Genomic DNA, 20,014 nt, shown 5'->3' with positions numbered 1-20,014 from the left:
ATAACATAAGTCATAATTTGTCAATCATTCCACTGCTAAACTCGTAATCTGCCCGTTTTCCGCTACTTGTTTCATATAATGATGACAAGTGTAATAAAACAGCTGTGTTTCAAAACGAGTGAGTTCATTCATCAGCTCCAGTACCCTTTCTAGACGGACATGATCAAAGTGAACGAAACTGTCATCCATCATAAATGGGAGCTGACAATCTTGCTGGTGGGACAAAGCAAGTGCAAAACGAATCGAGAGATAAATCTGCTCACATGTTGCTTGTGAAAGCTCCTCCGGGCGGAATAGGCGTCCATCCCTCCGTTTCACAATCAGCCGGTCATCTTCGGCAGAAAATAAAATCACTTCATATCGATCATTCGTTAACGGCTGAATAAATCGGGAAGCTGTTTGGAGGAGTGCTGGTAGCCTCGTTTCTTTATGCTCATTGAGTTTCTCTCGAATGACGGAACGAACGAGCTGAATAGCCGCCCATTTTTTCGCTAGGTGCTTTGCCTGCTCCTGCTCTACAGCAAGCTGATGAGTCAAATCAGACACCGTACCTGATGCTTCTATTTGGCGTATTTCTACTGCTAATTCTGCCAAGCGCTTTTTCATATTCGTCACATTCTCTTGCATGTCATTCAGACGTCTTTTTGCTTGTGCACACTGCTCCTCAAGGGTGCGCAAACCTTTACGGACAATGACCTCTTCCTCATCTACATAACCGCTTCTGTGCAGCTCTTGGTTCAGCTGCTGCAAATTGTACAGTCGCTCCCGGTATTCTTTGGATAGATGAGACAGGACATGATAATCTTCTTTTGACGCTGCTTCTACTTTTTGAAAAAGCTCGTCCGTTTGTTTTTTATAATATTGAACTTCTCCTTCTAATGTTGTCAGCTGCTGCTCTACATGTTGAATGGATACGTGCAATGTCTGACGTTCTTTTTCTCTTTTTTCCTCATCTTTCAATATCTCTTGAAAGGCTGAGATATTCTCTTGAATGGTCCCTTCTTTTCTTTGAAGGAGACTCATGAGCGCTGAAACTCTTTGCTCGTAGGTCGATTGCTGCTGTGTGAGCATCTCTATTTCCTTGTTAAGCGCCTCATATGCCGCTGTATTCGCTTTTAATTGTTTCAAGATATGGAAAGCTTCCACAAGGAATGAGAGCTCTGAGGACAAACCTAGCTGCCTTCTCATATCTTCTACTTGCTGCTGTACAGGTTCCAGTTCCCGCTCCCAGTCTTCATATTGCTGTATCATTCTTTCGTATAAAAGCTCCTTTTGCTTCACTAGCGTTTCAGCTGAAGCTGTTTGAACGTGAAAGGAATGATAGGCGTTACTGTCGTTTGCTTCCCTCATCTGAGTCTGTTTAAGCACTGGATAAATAACGATCAAGATAAATACGGAAAATCCTGCAAACAGTAACGTCACCCAGCTCTCTGCTAAAACGAATAAAGTCGTGAGAATGACAGCACATAGCACGAACATCAGCGGGAATAACCACACTCTGGAATGATTCTGTTTCACTGTAGCCCTTGTGCCCCTGACATCTTCTGCATCTTGCTGTTTAACGGGCTGTTCCTTTAATCCTTTTAGAGCGGTTTCCGCTTCTTCTAGCTCATGTCTTGCATGATCAAACCGGTCATCGAGCTGCGTTTTCCTATCCATTAAACGAACGTATTGGCTCACAGCCTCTTTTAATTCCCACTCAAAGTCAAGTGAATCATCCAGCTGGTCAAGCTTGATTGGACGCTGCCACTTCAGCTTCGCTGATGCTTCTTCTATTTTTTGTTTCAAAGAATTCTGCTCTGTTTTCCCTTCTGCTAAGCGTTTCTTCACAAGTTCAGCATCAGATGATTCAGCTATGACCTGCTTCATCTCCAATACCGTATCCTTGTCATAGAGTGGCTGAACTTGCGTGAGCGACGTTTGCAAATGATCTAATTTTTGTTTCAGTGCCGTCAATTGCGCCTTTTTTGGGTGAAGGTGTGATTCTAATTTATCAAGTTCATGCGCGGTTTCCGGTCTAAACCGCTTGACTCGTTCTGGATAACTAGCCAAATCTTTTTTTAACTCTATCTTTTTTTCTATCATAGGATAAAGTCGAATATGTTCAGTCAAATGCTGAATCTCTTTTTCAGTCTGTCTCATTTCATGCTGAAGCATTTCTACCTTCTCGGTTAATTCAGCTTGTTCTTTTTTCTTTTCGGTATACCGACTTTCTACCAATTTGGCCTGTTTCAACTTACCTGACAGCTCTTTTACATGATCGAGCTGCTGATTTAATTCAGGCTTACGTCCATTCGGTTTAAAAAGCTGCTCCTGCTGTTTTAGCAACCTACTGTCCATTTTGGATGCCGCATCTGAGCCAAACAAACTTGAAAAGAGTAGAAATTCCCCTATTTGATCTTGATTTAATGCTTGTACATTTTGCAGACCAAACACGTCAAAAGAATAGATCGATTGGTATAATCTGCGATCCGTTCCCTTTAACATCGCATGTAGAAAAGCTTCATCTTTCACTTCACCATTTGGAAGCAACACCTGAGCTTGGCCGCCATGATCAGATGTTCTTTCAATATGAATCACACCTAATTCCTCATCTAAACACGTAAGAGAACCACCATAAAACGAGCCATGCTTTGGCTTATACATATGGCTTTTGGAAAAACCAAATAACATCGATTCAATAAACGCCTTCAATGTCGTTTTCCCCGATTCATTCAGGCCATAAACTAACTGAAAACCGTCATCAGAAAAGTGGAAGGTTTGATTGGAAAATTTCCCGAAATTCGCAATATGGAGTGAACGTATTTTCATCATGCCTCTCCTTTTCTCATAATTGCTTCAGCTGTTCTGCCAGCAGCCTTTGTGCCTCTTCTTTAATATCGATCTCGTCCTCTTTTGTAAGAGCTTTTCCTGCTTTTCTATAGGTTGGATGACGCTTGATCGGTAAAAGCAGCTCATCATACGCATCAAACTCGGCAATTTCTGCTGTTAGTTCTGTCAAAAAAGAATCTTCTGGATAGACGGCATCTTCATGTGTCCGGCAGTCAATCGACATCACCCAAACAAACAAGTCTTCATCTTCCTCCTGTTCATGAAGTACAGCCATCAGCTCCTCAAGCACTTCAAGCTGCGTGAGCTCCATATAAGCAGGAGCATCGCCAGTTAGTACGATTTTCACAAAATGAGGAACACCTCTCTCTTTCAGTCCACTCATCTTTTTGTCCACAAGTGTCACAAGATCGGTCATATGAGCGGTATGTGTGATATCTATTGTCAATGTCTCAAAGATGACATCTGAACAGCTCATAAACTCCGCTCTTTGAGCATCTTCAGATAGGTAAACGACATAACAGCCTTTCTCTCCTGTTTCTTTTATATGTCTTCCTTGCACGTTTCCAGGATAGATCACCATTGGATCTTCATGCAGAAGAGCCCGCTTATGAATATGTCCAAGCGCCCAATAATCAAAATCCCGCGCTAGAAGCTGCTGAAGCTGAAATGGTGCATACGCATCATGCCCTTCTTGACCTGCTAATGTGCCGTGAAGCATGGCAATATGATAGGGGGCATCTGTTTTTTTTTCATAATAAGGTGTCATATTTTCATGGACAGCCCGCTCTTTGTAGCTGAACCCGTAAATACTTGCCACAAGCTGACCTTCTCTATAAAAGGCTTGCTCACTTGGCGTACTGCTCAAAAAAACGTGAACATTCTCTGGCCACTCAATTGGTGTCCATTCACCACCTAAATGATCATGATTACCATAAATAATAAACACTTCAATCCCGTGTGATTGCAGCTGAAGAAACTGATTTCTTAAAAAAAGTTGTGCTTTTAGGCTGCGATTCGATTCGTCAAATAGATCTCCGCTAAGCAGCATAAAGTCTACTTCTCGATCAATTGCAAGTTCAAACATGTTCTTGGCACTTTGAAATGTACTTTCTTTCAACCTCTTAAAAATTCGGTTCGGTATATTGGACATTCCCGCAAACGGACTATCTAAATGAAGATCTGCGGCATGAATAAAAGTGAGCTTCGTCAAACGTCTATCTCCTTGTACGTTACTGTAGTTATCCATATTTTATCACGCCGTTTTTACGAATGCACGTTCTATCGCTCTTATTCTAAAAAACACATTTTTAGGGGTAAAAAAAGAGGTTTTAACTTCCTCCTTGTATAATTCATTAAAAAACAAGAAGAAAGGGAAGATCAGAGATGGAGAAAACCTACTTTTTGACTGTATTTGATTCGTCAGGTGAAACCTTATTAAACGAAAAAATCACCACAGATAGTGATGAAAAAGCAAAAGAATTAGGACGTCATCGTTTAATCGAACAACAATACACAAAGCATTCTCACCGGCTCGTAAATGATGCAGGTAAACTTCTTTTATTTGAACGTTAAAAAAGCCGGCATCCGCCGGCCATTCATTCTTCTATTTAATGAAACACAGGACGTCTTTTTTCCAAAAACGCTTGAACACCCTCCTGATGATCACGGCTTTGTCTCAGTCTAGCTTGTGCAGCACGCTCTTTTTGAAGAACGGCTAACAGCTGTGATTCTGACTGCTGAAAATAAATCATCTTTGTTTCAACAAAGGCTTGAAGCGGCATATTTAAAAACGTCTTGACGCACGCTTTCTGATACGTATCCACCTCATCTTGAAACACGCCGTCTGCAAGGCGAAGCTTGAGCGCTTCTTCAGCCGGCAGCTTTTGCCCGCTCCAAATCAATTGTTTAGCGGTTTGCTCACTAACTCTTTTGGTGAGGAAAAAATGCCCTCCGCCATCTGGGATTAACCCGATTCCATTAAAGTTCATGGCAAGTTTAGCATCTTGATGCATAAACAAATAGTCACAGCTAAGAGCAAAGCTAAAAGCAAGACCAGCCGCTGCCCCGTGGACAAGTGCAATCGTCACTTTTTTCATACTGGCTAAAGAAAGTGTAATTCCCTCGATCAGATCCATCACGCGATGAAAATCTTCTTCACGATCTTGCTTTAGCATCATTCCAATATCTCCGCCTGCTGAAAACCCTTTGCCCATCCCCTTGAGTACAACAATTTTCGCACTGCTCTCACTCGCTCTATCACACGCTTCCTTCAATTCAGCAAACATGTCAACATGAAACGAATTATACGCTTCAGGCCTATTGAAAACGATTTCAAAAATATCCCCATCTACCTGACAATTGATATATGTCATCATCCATTCCCCTCTTTCTTTTCAAGCTCATCACTTACTTCAATTTCCATCAAGTAATTCCTTTTCCTCTACATAAAAAATTTCAAGATCAACTGATACTAAAATAAGCATAATTGTTGAAACGAGAAATATATTTTTATATAGTAAAATAAGAAATAAAACATCATATGAAAGGGGGAGAATGATTGATAAGAAGTTCCATATGTATATTGATTAGCTGCATCGTCATGTTTTCTCCCTTTTCAAATGTCGTTTTTGCTTCACAAGCAGAAGCGAGCACACCCAGCCTGATTTCTCCATCGATTTATGATGAAGAAATCAATGCTGTGAAGACACCTCCGTTTTCAAAAAAACATGCCGCATCTCTTCTGTTAAAACAGAGGTTATCAATGGGCGCTTCAAAAGCTTTTCTTGTAAAGCTTGCATCAACCACAGCGTTATCTATTGATTTATGTTTTTTAGAAATGAAGTGTGCGATCCCCATTATGTACCAATCAAATTACCTCGACTGATTCATTTTATTTCATCCGTACTCACTATATGAAAAACAAAACCTATCATATTCGGAGGGATAAAATGAACATTAAAGAAAATGATCTTCCTGGGATTGGAAAGAAATTTGAAATTGAAACGAGAAATAGAGAAAAGATGACGATTGTGATTCATGATGATGGCAGACGGGAGATTTATCGTTTCGACGATGAAGATCCAGATGAAGTACTGTCCACCATTTCTCTCGATGATGCTGAAGCCCGACAAATTGCTGCCATTATTGGCGGTATGGTGTATAAGCCGCAAGCACTTGAAACGATTGAAATGGCGTTCAATGATTTGATCATTGAATGGTTTAAGGTAGAAAAAGACGCAAAAGCGGTTGGACATACACTCGGCGATTTAGATGTGAGACAAAATTATGAAGTCACCGTCATTGCGATCATTAAACATACAAATGAAAAATTACTCAACCCCGGTGCCGATTCGATTATTCAAGCAAATGATACGATGGTCATTTCAGGCGAAAGAAAACACTTGAAGCGATTGATACGTGATTTTCTTTCTAGAGGGGGAGAGTGATGAATGGATCATTTAGTCTTTGAAGTTGGAACGGCGCTTATTCTCATCGCCATTGCCAGCTTAATCGCCAATAAAATTAAATTTTCTATCATTCCTTTTCTCATTGTCCTCGGGATGGTTGTTGGTCCGCATGCACCAACCATCGGGATCATTGATTTGAAGTTTATCGAGAGCACCGAGATTATTTCGTTTTTTGGTAGAATGGGTGTCCTGTTCCTTCTATTCTACCTCGGGCTTGAGTTCTCTGTCGGCAAACTCATAAAATCGGGTAAATCCATTGCAGTCGGCGGATCTATTTATATTTTGATCAACTTTAGCTTAGGATTGCTTTATGGGTTTATCACAGGCTTTGGATTCCTTGAAGTTCTCATTATGGCAGGCGTTATCACCATTTCATCCAGCGCCATTGTCGCCAAAGTCCTTGTCGATTTAAAACGGACAGCGAACCCTGAAACAGAGTTAATTCTTGGGATTATTATGTTTGAGGATATTTTTCTCGCCGTTTATTTATCTGTCGTATCAGGTCTTGTCCTTGGAGATGCCACGTCCGTTGGCGGTGCCTTATTATCTATTTTAATCGCTTTTGGTTACATGATGATTTTCTTTATCATCGCGCGTAAGCTGCCAAAACTATTAAACAAACTATTCGATATCCGTTCAAATGAAGTATTTATCATTGTCATTTTTGCCGCTTTGTTCTTCGTGGCTGGTTTTTCAGAGACGATTCATGTCGCAGAGGCCATTGGCGCTCTCTTACTCGGTCTTGTGTTTTCAGAAACAGAGCACTCAGACCGCATTGAACATCTCGTTGTTCCTTTTAGAGATTTCTTTGGCGCCATGTTCTTCTTCAGCTTTGGACTAAGTATTGATCCATTTACATTAGGAGATGCCTTCTGGCTTGCGATCGGTGCTGTCATTCTCACCTTGATCGGGAACTTCACCGCCGGGATGTTTGCTGGAAGAAGAGCCGGTTTCTCTCATAAAGCCTCTTCTAATATTGGATTAACCATCGTATCAAGAGGAGAGTTTTCCATCATTGTAGCCGAACTTGGGATTGCAGGCGGGCTTGCCGCTACATTGAAGCCATTTGCTGCATTATATGTATTAATCCTTGCGATTTTAGGACCGCTAGTGACGAAAGAATCAAAGCGTATCTATCAAATCCTAAACAAAATCTTCAAATGGAAAACTGAAAAACCAAAAGTAAAAAGAGAAACAACCATTTAATTGAAAAGGGCCCTGTGCAGGGGCCCTTTTTTATATCTATTCAAATTGCTGAAATGCTGTTTCTTGCTTCACTTGTTCTTTCGTATCCCCGCGAATGGTTCGGATGACTTTTTGATTGCGGTAGATCGATAGTTTTAAATTGGTCGCCGCTGTTCCATGAGAGTGATCGAGGTTCGTGAATGTAAAGAGATGATGAGACCGTTTGTCTTTAAACACAAGCCTGAAGTCATCTGTCACTTTAAAATGCTTATCGCTCTCCCATTCAATCAATGGTTCATATACGCTAAACCATTCCGGAATATTAGGCGTATATCCTGTAGCCAATACCACATGATCGGCTGTGATTTTCTTTTCTTTCTTGAGCTGCCATTGTTTCAAATGCAGCTCTACCTGCTGCTCATCCTCCATATGTATCGCTTCAAGCTCCGTCATTGGCTGAATGAGTACAGAAGGCTCTTCTCCTGAAACGGAGCGATGGTACAATTCCTGATAAATACGAGAAAGCGTCGATGCATCTATGCCATTCCTTAATCCTGCCAGTCTAGGCAATGTGTTCATCCGTTCTTCATAAGGAAGGGAATGAAAATATTCAACATACTTAGGTGTAAATAGCTCCTGACCAAGCTCCGCTGTCTCTAGTTCTCTAAATTCACTTGAACGTGTAAACCATGAAAGCTGCTGTCCTTTCTTCTGATGCTGAAGCAGGTCTAAGAAAATTTCAGCTGCACTCTGACCTGAACCAATCACCGCCACCGTTTCAGCTTCATGAAGTTCTTTTTGTTGATCCACATAACGGCTGCTATGGGTCACATGCGGCAACGCAGCTTCTGGCACATCGACAGGAATCATCGGCTTGCTTCCCGTTCCAAGAACGACATGTTTTGCACGATATTCAGAAAGCGCCCCATCTTTCAACCGCCGAACTTTTACAAGATACCCGTCTTCACAGTCGGTCACTTCTTCCACCTTCATCCCGAACTGACAGCTATCTAATTCACCTGCAACCCATGATAAATACTCATTGAATTCTCTCCGGGGGATATCAAATTGTTCAAATGTATAAAATCGGTGAAGCCTGTTTGATTCATGTAAATAATTTAAAAATGTATACTTGCTCCTTGGATTAGCCATTGTCACAAGGTCCGCTAGAAAGGAAACTTGTAAGTCCGTTCCTTTGATGAGCATACCAGGATGCCAAGCAAATTCGGTTTCCTGTTCAAAAAAACAGCATGCCACATCTTCATACTCCTCTAATAAAGCGGCCAATCCTAAATTTGCTGGCCCAATCCCAATTCCGATCACATCCATCATATGTACACCTGCTTTATCTTTTTACCCCCTATATACCCTTTTACAAATGAAAAAAACACTGCGTCACCGCAGTGTTTACATGTGAGAAACAAATAATGACTCAAGAAACTGAATCTTCTCTTCCGTATAGTGCTCATAACGATCATTATAAGACTTTGGATCTTTTGGATTGGCATACTGCGTAATTTTTCCGGTTCGCGGATCAATGAATTTACTCGCAGCGCCGCATCCAATGCCAATGATCGTCTGCACCTCTTCCATAATGATAATATTATACAAACTTTCCTGTCCATCTAACGAATACCCGACATTTTCGAGATTCCCCAAAATGTTTTTTTGTCTGTATAAATAGTACGGATGATAGTCATGTGCCTTTGTCCAAGCAACCGCTTCATCCATCATACGTGTGATCTCTTCTCGGTCTGCCACTTGATACTTTTCCTTATTGCGGGTCATTTCAGACGCTCTCTTAAAGGAAAGTGTATGCACCGTTAAAGATTCGGGCTTCAGTTCTTCTGTCTTGTACAAGGAATGTTGGAATTCCTTTAGCCCTTCTCCTGGCAGCCCGATGATTAAGTCCATGTTAATATTATTCATGCCATACTGCCTTGATAAATGATACTTTTCAATCGTTTCTTCCACACTATGGTGCCGGCCAATCGCTTTCAATGTTTCATTCTCATATGATTGCGGATTGATACTAATCCGGTCAATATGATAACGGTTGAGCACTTCCAGCTTATCAGGTGAAATCGTATCAGGTCGTCCCGCTTCTACAGTGACTTCCCGAATATGTTTCACATCTGGAAAAGAGCGATACATCTCCTCATACAGCAAATCCATTTCTTCTGCTGTAATACTCGTTGGAGTACCTCCGCCAAAATAAACAGTCGTCACTTTAATCCCATGTTCCTTTAACCATTCGCCCATTTTTTGCATCTCATAATGCAGCCCAAAAAGAAACGTTCCCACTCTTCCAGCTTGTCCTTGAATGGCATAAGCAGGGAACGTGCAATAAGCACATTTTGTTGGACAGAAAGGAATACCGATATAAATACTCACTTCCTCCTGTAGATCGTACAGATCTGGAATAGCTTTGATTTGACGATCAACAATCTCCTGCATCAAATGGATCTTTTCATCATGAATCAAGTAATCGCGCTTTAACGCTGCATGTGCTTCTTCCTTTGTCATGCCTTCTCTTAGCATCTTATGAAGTAATTTCGTAGGGCGTATCCCCGTAAGAATCCCCCATTTTTGCGTCATTCCTGTATATTCCTGAAGCAGATGTAAATAAACAGACAACACAGTGTTTTTGATTTGCTTCCAGCGCTCTTTTTCATTCAAGCTCTCTGGCATCTCTCTTGTAAAACGACTCGTCATATCTGATCCAGCAATATGGCCAGAAGCCTCCACCATACCGCCATTTTCTTTCCAATCAAACACCATCACTAGGCCATCGTTTGCTTCACCGGAATCAAACAGCACTTCACTATCTTCTTCAAATAAATTGGCTATATTGACAAGCGGTCGATGAAATCGTTCATCAGACAGCCCTTTAACTAAAATTCGCATCGTATCACCTTTATCTTCAAACTTGTTTCATTTTACAAAATTCATCTAGGAAAAGCAATGAAGAGAACAGACGAAGGCCCTGCCATTTCTTAATAGACAGGGCCTTCATTATATTATCGTTTAATATCAAATTGATGTAAAAAACCTTCCCTTTGCTGCATTCTAAAGTATTCTTTGATCATATAAGCAACACCCTGTTCATCATGAGAACGTGTCACCCAATCGGCTTTACGTTTGACCGAATGAGGTGCATTCCCCATCGCAACGCCTAAGCCAGCTAACTCAAGCATCGGGATGTCGTCTGTCCCGTGACCGATCACGACCGTATCTTCTAATGTAAAACCTAGTGCTGAAGTTAAAAGAGAAAGTCCTGCTTCTTTCGATACCCCTTTGCATACAATGTTCATTTTCTCATCACTGATCTTAATCAGATCCACAGATGGGAATGCTTGTTGAATGGTTGTGTGGATTTCAGGCTGAAGTGCTGCCGTCGAATACACTTCAATGACAGGTGTGCTAACCGGTTCATCCATGAGCATATCACTTAATGATTCAACAAATTGAACGGGATAGAAAATGGGATCAGATGGATGAATCAACGTTTTTCCCATCAGTTGAGACTGTGTTTTTTTCCGATTGCCGATTGAGAATTTTTCATGTAACAAGCGAACATTACAATCAAAGCTTTCAAGGATCTGCACAAGATTAAATGTTTTCTCTTCCGTTAATTTCTTCACATGGAGCGGCTCATCAAGCTTATCAGCGATAAATGCACCACTATGCGTCACAAGAGTTGAAGTTGGTATTTTCAACGCCTTGGCAATTTTTTGTGCAGATCGAAAATGACGGTTGGTGACAATCGTCACGTAAACCCCTTTTTTCTTAACATATTCCACAGCTTCTTTTGTAGCGGAATGGATTTTCCCATTGGAACGAAGTAACGTTCCATCTATATTGAGTGCAAGTAGCTTTTTTGACACTGAGGCATCCCCCTTCTTGATGACTGTACTTACGATGAGGATATGCCCTAGCTTAGCGCTTTAGAACATGCAGTTGAAGCAGCCCTTGTTTTATGCCTAATCGCAAATAAAAAAAGCCTACCCCTAGGCTTTTTTTTATGTATGGTTTGGATGCGTAACAATGGCGTGATGAAGCTCCCCATGATCCCCTCATCTTTCACACACCAAAGCATTGCTTATATCATATCCCCTTATGCTTTGCTTTTCTCCCAGAAGCGCTTCTCTCTCATTTGACTCATCGTCGTAAATCCAAAGTGGAACGCACCCAATTCATCACGATAGCGCTTTTTGAAAGCACTTTCAATAAGTATTATCGCAGAATTTACGAGCTTCGACAACCCTTTTTTTAAAGATATACAAGCGGCGATATGAATGAAAAAAAGGGCGAATATGATCGCCCTTTCAATTAATTTTCTTCTGCATTTCCATAAAGCTCTTCAAGAGGCTTCATGATAATTTTATTTAATTCACCGATGAGAACACTTACGCGTTGTTCTGCTTCCATCAACTGAGAGATTTTATCGTGCTGCTGCACAAGTGCAACCGTTTTTTGCGCTTGCTCTACTTCTTCTTGTGTAATCTCTTGACCAGTCATTTGTTTTTGTTGAAGGTTTACTTGAATGTCACGGAAGTTCTCAAACATTCTTTTAGAGGACTCATCCCCGTTTACCTCATCATAAAGATTTCTTAACGCTGAATATTCTTCGCTATGACGCAGTGCTTTTTCAAGGTCATATGCAACATCATAAAGATTTACAGACATGTTATGTCTCCTTTCTATCCGTTATCACCGATATGGATCGGCGGACACCACTCCACTATAACAAACTATGGCTTTCGTTTCACATATATACAATAAATTCATCGAAATTTCTCGATCTTGCCTTAGAATAAGGTGACAAAAATCGCTTGGACAGCACCGATCAATCCACCTAAAAGACCGCCTAAAAATGTGATCATCTTCAGCTCCTTATTAGATATGCTGATCACAAGCTCTTCCATTTTTTCAAGCGGGAAAAGTTCAATTTGTTCACGAATAATTTCTTCAAATTGGAGCTTTGCGAGCAGTCCCTCAAGCGCATTAGATGCGGCTTCAATCCCTTTATCAATGAGAGATGGAGCAAATTTGGTCTTAAGATCATCCGCTACTGCACTGATGTAAACTCCTACTGGTCTATCTAACAGCACCTTTGTAGAAAAATGTGAAAGCAATTGCTTTTTCACACTAAATAGAAGCTCTTTCACATTCCATTTTTCATCAAGCTCATGTAAAGAAAATTGCTTTACCTTGTCCCATTCTTGAACAAGTAGATCTGATAAAAACCTTTTTGTCTCTGCATTCTTTAAGAACTTCATCATTTCAGGATGCACGCGATCAATTAAGCTTGAATTCCCTAAAAACATTTGGACCATACTGCCAAGCATTCCTCGTTCTTTTAAGAAATCATCTATCATATGACCGAGTCTTGCTTTTCCCTCATCACTTTCAAAGTAATGAATGCCTCTCTTTAAAATATAATCTGCGGCATCTGGAATTTTGGATGCAAGCTTATTTTCTACATCCTGTGGTAGCAGCTCAGACAACGTTTGCTGATCATACTTTTCAAGCAGTGAGTGGAGCTTATGATCAGTCCACTGATGAAGCCATGCGTCAGCTTTAACGTCAGCCTGTGAAAAACCGTATTTTTCTAACATAGAGAAAACCGTCATTTCCATATCAGCACCTTTATCAATATATCGGTGCACTGCCTGCAATATCTCTTGCTTTGCCTCTGATGATTCAAATCGTTTTTTAATACCCTCTGGCGTTAGTAAATGCTCCATCACCATGACGCCAACCTGCTTGGCTACTTCATCTCTTCTTTTAGGAATGAGACCCGGTGTAAATGGGAGCTGCTTCCCAAATAAATAATATGGCTTATACGGACGAAAAAGCATTTTAATCGCGAGATGGTTTGTTGCTGCCCCTATCACTGCACCTATCACAATCATAAAGATAAACGTTGTGAATATATCCAAAGTCGTCATCTACCTTTCAAACAACACCTGAAGTTTATTGTTTTAATCTATACGTATTATAGTTGTTGTCAAGAGTCCAAGCAAATGAAGCATTCAATATGACATATGAGACAACGATCTGTCGTAATGATATAGGAACGCCAAGTTTATGTAAAATCAACAAAAAGTGTTTTTCAGATGTTAAAAAAAGAATTTGAAAAGTAGGTGTTGTTTCATGACGTCAACGCTCGGCATTGTCACTCTTTCTCCGAAGCATGAAGAAGCATTCTCACATCAGCTTGCCAAAGCAGCCTCTTCTTTTGATTTAGAAGTTGTTCGTTTTTCACCTCTAGATTTAAAGCCTGCTTCAAATGTCATTCACGGTCAAAAATTTAAGACTGGCAAAGGATTTGAAGCGTCAGAATTTCAGATTCCTGACTTGATTTATGATCGTTGTCTTTATCAGCATGACGCACAATCTAAAAAAGCAAAACCTATCATGAATTGGTTAAAAAAGTATCCAAAAACCGTTTTTTTGAATACTGGAATTTCAAATAAAATGCGGCTATTCGAGCAGCTCCGTCTCCTCCCTTCTTTACAACCATACTTACCTGTCTGCTCTCTATTGACAGAGCCTTCAGACCTGCTCAACTTGGTCAGAAAGGGCGGATATTGTAAAATACAGCCGCTTTCTCAACAGCACGCAGCACCCTCTTGCTTCATTTCTTTAAAAGACAAATCACTCATTACTGTGCAGCTAAACGCTAAGCAAATCATCACCTTTTCACATTCAGCAGAGGTTGAACGCTGGTGCAAAAAGTATATCGGCCGATCTTTCCTTCAATTTTTTAACACGAATGATCAAAAAGACGTTATATTCAATGAAATTAGGATTTTTCTTATAAAAAATTCACAAAATCAATGGAATAGCATGGGGATTCATACAAAACCATCAGTAGAAAACAGCCTTTTAAGCAATACACAAAATTCCATTCATGTGGTAGCCTTTGATCACTATTTAAACTCATTAAAGCCACACATCAAGGAGCTGTTGTTAGATGATATTGCCTCCATTCAATCATCTCTTCCAGCGTTTATAGACAAAACTTTCTCACCGTGTATTGAATTCGCTATAGACTTGCTTCATACAAATGAAGGCAGACTTTTCATCTCAAATGTAAGATCAAAGCCAGGACGATCCTCTTTTTTAAAAGCTTACCCTGAGAGGGAGAATCAATTGATTCAGACCATACTTGAACATGCCAAATCGATGATGGCTGAAGAAAAGGAGGTTCCTTATGAAGAGAAAACGCTACATCATCGCTCCTCATTCAGCAAGTGAAAAAACAGTATATCTCCCTGCTCAGTTTAAAGAGCAGGAGGCAATTTTATCTATTGCTTTAGGTTCTTGTTTAGTAGATGATTTCGCCATTTCCTATCATCATCAATCTCAAATGATTTTATTATCAGAAGACCTTTATCGCGCTTTATTCATTCCATACAAAACGAAAGCTGATGTCATATTAGTTCAACATACACTCTATATAGGACCTCTCATCGGCATTTTCACTGCAGGATTCGAACAAAATACAGCACCTTTAGGCGCAAGATCTTCCTATTTTATGAAATTGCTGCAATCTTGCAGGCAGCATGCTGGTTTTGCATATCTTTTTGGTACTCATTCTATCGATTGGGATAAAGGAATAGTAGAAGGTTTGCTTTACCAAGAGGAGCGCTGGGTAAAAAAGCAGATGCCCCTCCCATCCGTTGTTTATGACCGGCTGCCTAATAGAAAGGCTGCTCAGTCGGCATTCATTCAAGAAACAAAACGAAAACTCACTCAAGACTACGATATCCCTTGGTTCAACCCTTATTTTTTTAATAAATGGGACATTCATGAACAGCTATTAACAGATGAAAAAACAAGCTCTTTCTTACCACATTCTATACGATTAGATCCTGTTGATGCTTTAAATAAAATAGAAACACTCCTTCATATGCATCATGTCATTTATTTAAAACCAACAAACGGCAGTCACGGAGACGGGATTTATCAGTTAAAGAAGACGGAAAACGGGGTCACTGTCTGCTCAAATAAAGGGAAATCCACTTCATATCATTCCGTAGACCATTTCGTAAAAAAACTGCGGGAAGATTGTGCAATTCACGACTTGATTGCACAACAAGGCATTGAGCTTCTTCAAATAGACAATCAACCACTGGATTTTAGAATTCATACGAATAAAAATAAGTATGGTCATTGGACTGTTACAGCCGCTGCTGGAAAAGTTTCAGGAGATCACACTGTCACAACCCATCAACTGCATGGTGGTTCAGTAAAAACACTGTATGATATCTTTCCTGATGCAGAGAAACGTTTGAAGGTTTTGCAAGAGCTCTCTGATACTGCCCTCGCACTTAGTCGTGTGATAGATGAAAAAATGCCCGGTCTGATTGGGGAAATTGGTTTTGACTTAGGTATTGATCACTTAGGTGCTATCTGGATGTTTGAAGCCAATTCTCGTCCAGGCCGCGAGATTTTTCTGCATGCACCATTGAAAAACTCAGAATGGCTGATTGGGAAAAGAATCGTTGAATACGCATCTTACCTAACACAAATGGCTCTTACTCCTATAGACCATGCAAACGCCTATTGATGTTTTCTTTTCATGTCTCTGAAATCTGTGCTTTCCCTATGCTCTTTTCATCAGATGAGATACAATAAAACCAAGTTCAAGGTTGTTTCCGTATTGTCGTGTGTATTTATTGTTTCATCAATAAAAGCAAGGAGGCAATGATGATATGATTTCTCATTTTCAATGGAAACCTCTCTTTAAAAAAGCGCAATTACCTGGTTGGAAAATATCCTTTTTTCATAATGGTTCACATTATGAAGGCATTTATCACAAAACGGGTGATATTGAATGGGGCTCTCAGCTTCCGCCTCATGAAGTTGAACCAACCTTAAAAGAAGAAATCCACGAATTAATGCTATTCCATGTGTATGATTAAACTGTTTAAGGAGCCTCGCCATGTTAGAAAAGCTAAAACTTGTTTACGGACACCATATCATCAGTTCACCAACAAATGATAAACAAACTCTCTGGTATCAAACAGACGAAGGCGAAATATTCGGAGTAAACAAAACGGAGCTAACAGAAAGGGAAACGCTTCTTCTCAATTCATTCCTCACACCAATTGATGTACCTCATACGCAGGAAACGGAAGAAGAACAGAAATGGTACAGCTATCTCTTTGAAAACAAATCAATCACCATCGATCACTCCGTCCGTGTTCATTTTTTTAAAATGGATCACCAAGCAGAACAAAGGCAGCAAATAAAAGAGGCTGTGAACAGCAGCCTCGAACATATTCATTTCATATGGACAGGCACTGAAACAGCTATGCTCATTCAAACAAACGCCACATCAGAAAATGGTCAACTTGAACAACTACATGATTTGTCTCAAGCCATCACAAGTGATTTTTTAACAGACGTTGTCTTCATGCAAGGACAGCTGCATTTGCCAAATGAAAATTTAAAAAAGAGATTATTGAATGAACATCAGCTCTTTTTATGGCATCTGAAGCAAGGAAAACTTAGGTCAGGGGTTGCAACATTTTATCAATGTGTACCTGCTTTCATTCGCCATGATACAGACATGGTTTCTGCCGCTATATCAGATGCATTTATAGAAATAATCTTTGATCGGGACGTTTACAGAACTCTCATGACCTATATGCAATGTAATTTAAATGCATCGCAGGCAGCAAAAGCTTTATATGTTCATCGAAACAGCCTTCAGTATCGGATTGATAAATTTATTGAACGGACAGGACTAGATATACGGCATTTTCAAGAAGCGTCAGCTGCTTATTTCATGATGAATCTTCTCGATCTTTCTTAAATGATCCTATCATGAGCACCTTGCCTAAAAATGAAAATAAGATATTGTGCACGTTGTCCATTTACAGACACCCTTCCTTTTTATACACTTCATTTATAAGTAAAGCGCTTTCAAAAAAGGACTGGGAGGCTACCACCTATGGCTGAAATGATGCTGAATCAAATTTATAAAGTGTACGATAACAAAGTAACAGCAGTAGATAACTTTAATCTACATATTGAGGATAAAGAATTTATTGTGTTTGTTGGTCCATCTGGCTGCGGAAAATCAACAACCCTCCGCATGATTGCAGGCCTTGAAGAAATTTCACAAGGGGATTTTCTATTAGACGGTAAGCGAATGAATGATGTGGCACCAAAAGATCGGGATATTGCGATGGTTTTCCAAAACTATGCCTTATACCCTCATATGAATGTGTACGATAATATGGCTTTTGGATTAAAGCTTCGAAAATTTCCTAAAGCAGAAATTGATGAGCGGGTACGAAACGCTGCGAAAATATTAGGGCTTGAACAATACTTAGATCGAAAACCTAAGGCATTGTCTGGAGGTCAAAGACAGCGTGTTGCACTTGGAAGGGCCATTGTGCGCGATGCAAAAGTCTTTCTTTTGGATGAACCTCTTTCTAATTTAGATGCTAAACTTCGTGTTCAGATGCGTGCCGAAATTTCTAAACTTCACCAGCGGCTGCAGACGACATTCATCTATGTCACACACGATCAAACAGAAGCCATGACAATGGCTACTCGGCTTGTTGTCATGAAAGATGGCTTTATTCAGCAGGTTGGCGCACCAAAGGATGTGTATGAAAACCCAGAGAATGTCTTTGTAGGAGGATTTATTGGCTCTCCAGCGATGAACTTTTTTACAGGAAAACTGTCTGACGGAGCCATTGCCATTGGGAATACGCACATTCGTGTACCAGAAGGAAAAATGAAAGTATTACGCAGTCAGGGCTATATCGGAAAAGATGTGATTCTAGGCATCAGACCAGAAGATTTCCATGATGAGCCTGTGTTTATAGAGGCTTCTGAGGGAACAAAAATTGAAGCAAACGTAGAAGTGGCTGAATTAATGGGAGCCGAAACGATGCTTTATTCTTCTCTCGCTGGTCAAACGTTTATTGCACGAGTTGATTCTCGCACAGATATTCAGGCAGGTCAGACGATCCCTCTTGCCATTGATATGAATAAAGCTCACTTCTTTGATACAGAGACTGAGCTGCGCATCCGCTCAGCTGAATAAGAAGACGTTCCACAAACCATCACCATTGGGTGGTGGTTTTTTGTATATGAAAACAACATTTACCATGTTCTTTTTCCGTATGTTTTTTTCGTAGCGAACCATAATATTTAGTACAAAGCAGTTACCGCATTGGGTTTCGCCAAGTGGCAAATGACTTGGTCATTTCGCTGGTGCGACTCCAGCAAACCCAACCAAAAAAATCATATATAAAAAGGAGATTCACATCATGGCAAATTCTAATAGTTCAAATCAATTACTAGTTCCTGGAGCAGCGCAAGCAATCGATCAAATGAAATACGAAATCGCTTCTGAGTTTGGTGTAAACCTTGGAGCAGAAACAACAGCTCGTGCTAACGGTTCAGTTGGTGGAGAAATCACTAAACGTCTTGTATCTTACGCTCAGCAAAACCTTGGTGGAACAAAAGCTTAATTTCATATCTGGATCATAGAAGGCACCTCTTATGGTGTCTTCTTTTTTTGGTTTTATCCCTCACCGATTCCTTTTGAATTCATATGATGTATTAGAAAGGAGCGGATCTTCATGGACATTATTTCAGGTGTGAATTTTGAACTTCTACAATTTGTCGGTCTCTCTCTATTATGTGAATATGCTCATAGTATTCGGTCCTTTCATCTTTATAAAAAAAGCATGACATAAAACTGTACCATTTTAAGTTCTTTTCACTTATAGTATGTAGTGGAGGGATCGATCAGATGAAAATAGCTCTTTTCGGTGCTCATGGACGTGTAGGACAAGCATTTCTTCGTTTCGTAAAAGAAGATGATCGTTACATGGTTCGCTCGTTAATTCGGACAAACCGGGAAGAAATGCTTGCGGGTATGTTTCAAGTCACCGGCAATTCCAGAAATCAAGAGGATGTCCTTGAAACGATTAAAGGATCAGATATTGTCGTGAGCTGTCTATCAACAGATGGTGATGATACTTTATCTGTTTCAATGGAGCATATCGTACAAGCCATGAAGCAAACAGGAACATCAAGAATTATAACGATTGGCACTGCGGGGATTTTAAAAGCAAGGCAGCAGCCTGAGCTTTACCGCTTTGAAACAAATGAATCAAGGCGAACCACTTCCCGAGCTGCTAAAGAACATGCCAAAGCATTTGAAATTCTTCAATCAACTGAACTAGATTGGACAATCATTTGCCCAACCTATTTACCAGATGGAGAAGTGACACGGTCATATCGCTATGAAAAGAATTTTCTCCCTATAGATGGACAGAAAATTTCAGTTGAAGATACCGCACACTTTTTGTATCAGCAGTTAAACTCAAAGGAATTTGTGCATCAACGCGTCGGTATAGCTTATTGACCATTTAGTTCGTGTAAATGATATACAACCAGTAAAAGTCGAGATCATTTCATGAAGCCTCGACTTTTTTCATTGCCATGAAAAAAGCCTCTTTCAAATTGAAAGAGGCTTTTGCTGCTCA

19 protein-coding genes are annotated in these 20,014 nt (G+C 40.2%); 11 read left to right on the top strand and 8 right to left on the bottom strand.

Annotated features, from left to right (window positions below; genetic code table 11):
• Window positions 1-24: 24 nt before the first annotated feature.
• Window positions 25-2,811, bottom strand: a complete 2,787-nt coding sequence (locus MHB38_RS04945; protein WP_341002624.1) for an ATP-binding protein — start codon at window positions 2,809-2,811, stop codon at window positions 25-27.
• A 16-nt stretch (window positions 2,812-2,827) separates the two neighbouring features.
• On the bottom strand, window positions 2,828-4,042 hold the full coding sequence (locus tag MHB38_RS04940) for a metallophosphoesterase family protein (RefSeq protein WP_076821956.1): 1,215 nt from the start codon (window positions 4,040-4,042) through the stop codon (window positions 2,828-2,830).
• Between the two features lie 173 nt (window positions 4,043-4,215).
• Here MHB38_RS04940 and MHB38_RS04935 point away from each other — a divergent pair, with 173 nt between their 5' ends.
• Window positions 4,216-4,404, top strand: a complete 189-nt coding sequence (locus MHB38_RS04935) for a YhzD family protein (protein ID WP_008348907.1) — start codon at window positions 4,216-4,218, stop codon at window positions 4,402-4,404.
• A 35-nt stretch (window positions 4,405-4,439) separates the two neighbouring features.
• On the opposite strand, the gene MHB38_RS04930 is transcribed toward MHB38_RS04935, so the two are convergent.
• The gene (locus tag MHB38_RS04930; protein ID WP_231493322.1) at window positions 4,440-5,204 is read right to left on the bottom strand and encodes an enoyl-CoA hydratase; all 765 of its coding nucleotides are present in this window, start codon (window positions 5,202-5,204) and stop codon (window positions 4,440-4,442) included.
• Between the two features lie 185 nt (window positions 5,205-5,389).
• Between MHB38_RS04930 and MHB38_RS04925 the strand changes: the two genes are divergently transcribed.
• From MHB38_RS04925 to MHB38_RS04915, 3 genes are all read left to right on the top strand, one after another.
• On the top strand, window positions 5,390-5,716 hold the full coding sequence (locus MHB38_RS04925; RefSeq protein ID WP_025207030.1) for a hypothetical protein: 327 nt from the start codon (window positions 5,390-5,392) through the stop codon (window positions 5,714-5,716).
• Between the two features lie 64 nt (window positions 5,717-5,780).
• Complete coding sequence (locus tag MHB38_RS04920) at window positions 5,781-6,278, top strand: cation:proton antiporter regulatory subunit (protein ID WP_017366937.1); 498 nt, start codon at window positions 5,781-5,783, stop codon at window positions 6,276-6,278.
• 3 nt (window positions 6,279-6,281) lie between these two features.
• Window positions 6,282-7,505 (top strand): cation:proton antiporter, encoded by a 1,224-nt coding sequence (locus MHB38_RS04915; RefSeq protein ID WP_048001733.1) that lies wholly within the window; start codon window positions 6,282-6,284, stop codon window positions 7,503-7,505.
• 36 nt (window positions 7,506-7,541) lie between these two features.
• Here MHB38_RS04915 and MHB38_RS04910 read toward each other — a convergent pair whose 3' ends face one another.
• The 5 genes from MHB38_RS04910 to MHB38_RS04890 form a co-directional block, all read right to left on the bottom strand.
• Window positions 7,542-8,816 (bottom strand): lysine N(6)-hydroxylase/L-ornithine N(5)-oxygenase family protein, encoded by a 1,275-nt coding sequence (locus MHB38_RS04910; protein ID WP_202734599.1) that lies wholly within the window; start codon window positions 8,814-8,816, stop codon window positions 7,542-7,544.
• Between the two features lie 75 nt (window positions 8,817-8,891).
• Window positions 8,892-10,391 (bottom strand): coproporphyrinogen III oxidase, encoded by a 1,500-nt coding sequence (locus MHB38_RS04905; protein WP_035392528.1) that lies wholly within the window; start codon window positions 10,389-10,391, stop codon window positions 8,892-8,894.
• A 113-nt stretch (window positions 10,392-10,504) separates the two neighbouring features.
• A complete protein-coding gene (locus tag MHB38_RS04900; RefSeq protein ID WP_008348923.1) occupies window positions 10,505-11,371 on the bottom strand; it encodes a Cof-type HAD-IIB family hydrolase in 867 nt (288 codons plus the stop codon).
• Between the two features lie 445 nt (window positions 11,372-11,816).
• Complete coding sequence (locus MHB38_RS04895; protein ID WP_007497132.1) at window positions 11,817-12,173, bottom strand: YlbF family regulator; 357 nt, start codon at window positions 12,171-12,173, stop codon at window positions 11,817-11,819.
• Window positions 12,174-12,295: 122 nt separating this feature from the next.
• A complete protein-coding gene (locus MHB38_RS04890) occupies window positions 12,296-13,429 on the bottom strand; it encodes a DUF445 domain-containing protein (protein ID WP_017366934.1) in 1,134 nt (377 codons plus the stop codon).
• A 214-nt stretch (window positions 13,430-13,643) separates the two neighbouring features.
• On the opposite strand from MHB38_RS04890, the gene MHB38_RS04885 reads away from it, so the two are divergent.
• The 7 genes from MHB38_RS04885 (at window position 13,644) to MHB38_RS04855 (ending at window position 19,893) form a co-directional block, all read left to right on the top strand.
• On the top strand, window positions 13,644-14,750 hold the full coding sequence (locus tag MHB38_RS04885; RefSeq protein ID WP_058213970.1) for a YheC/YheD family protein: 1,107 nt from the start codon (window positions 13,644-13,646) through the stop codon (window positions 14,748-14,750).
• Window positions 14,707-16,065 carry a YheC/YheD family endospore coat-associated protein gene (locus MHB38_RS04880; protein ID WP_058213969.1) on the top strand — a complete coding sequence of 453 codons (1,359 nt, stop codon included), beginning with the start codon at window positions 14,707-14,709 and terminating at the stop codon, window positions 16,063-16,065. Before MHB38_RS04885 ends, MHB38_RS04880 begins: the two co-directional genes overlap by 44 nt.
• A gap of 145 nt (window positions 16,066-16,210) precedes the next feature.
• Window positions 16,211-16,420, top strand: a complete 210-nt coding sequence (locus tag MHB38_RS04875) for a YheE family protein (RefSeq protein WP_008348933.1) — start codon at window positions 16,211-16,213, stop codon at window positions 16,418-16,420.
• Between the two features lie 20 nt (window positions 16,421-16,440).
• Window positions 16,441-17,316 carry a helix-turn-helix domain-containing protein gene (locus MHB38_RS04870; RefSeq protein ID WP_098681048.1) on the top strand — a complete coding sequence of 292 codons (876 nt, stop codon included), beginning with the start codon at window positions 16,441-16,443 and terminating at the stop codon, window positions 17,314-17,316.
• A 138-nt stretch (window positions 17,317-17,454) separates the two neighbouring features.
• The gene (locus tag MHB38_RS04865; RefSeq protein ID WP_024719977.1) at window positions 17,455-18,561 is read left to right on the top strand and encodes an ABC transporter ATP-binding protein; all 1,107 of its coding nucleotides are present in this window, start codon (window positions 17,455-17,457) and stop codon (window positions 18,559-18,561) included.
• Window positions 18,562-18,787: 226 nt separating this feature from the next.
• Complete coding sequence (locus MHB38_RS04860) at window positions 18,788-18,991, top strand: alpha/beta-type small acid-soluble spore protein (protein ID WP_008348940.1); 204 nt, start codon at window positions 18,788-18,790, stop codon at window positions 18,989-18,991.
• A 284-nt stretch (window positions 18,992-19,275) separates the two neighbouring features.
• Window positions 19,276-19,893: an NAD(P)-dependent oxidoreductase gene (locus MHB38_RS04855; protein WP_008348943.1), complete on the top strand. Its 618-nt coding sequence runs from the start codon at window positions 19,276-19,278 to the stop codon at window positions 19,891-19,893.
• Window positions 19,894-20,014 lie beyond the last annotated feature (121 nt).

This window comes from Bacillus sp. FSL K6-3176, from assembly GCF_038003325.1.
GTDB lineage: Bacteria > Bacillota > Bacilli > Bacillales > Bacillaceae > Bacillus > Bacillus altitudinis.
Note: the sequence above shows the minus strand (reverse complement) of the source record. Positions and strands in the feature narration are given on the sequence as shown.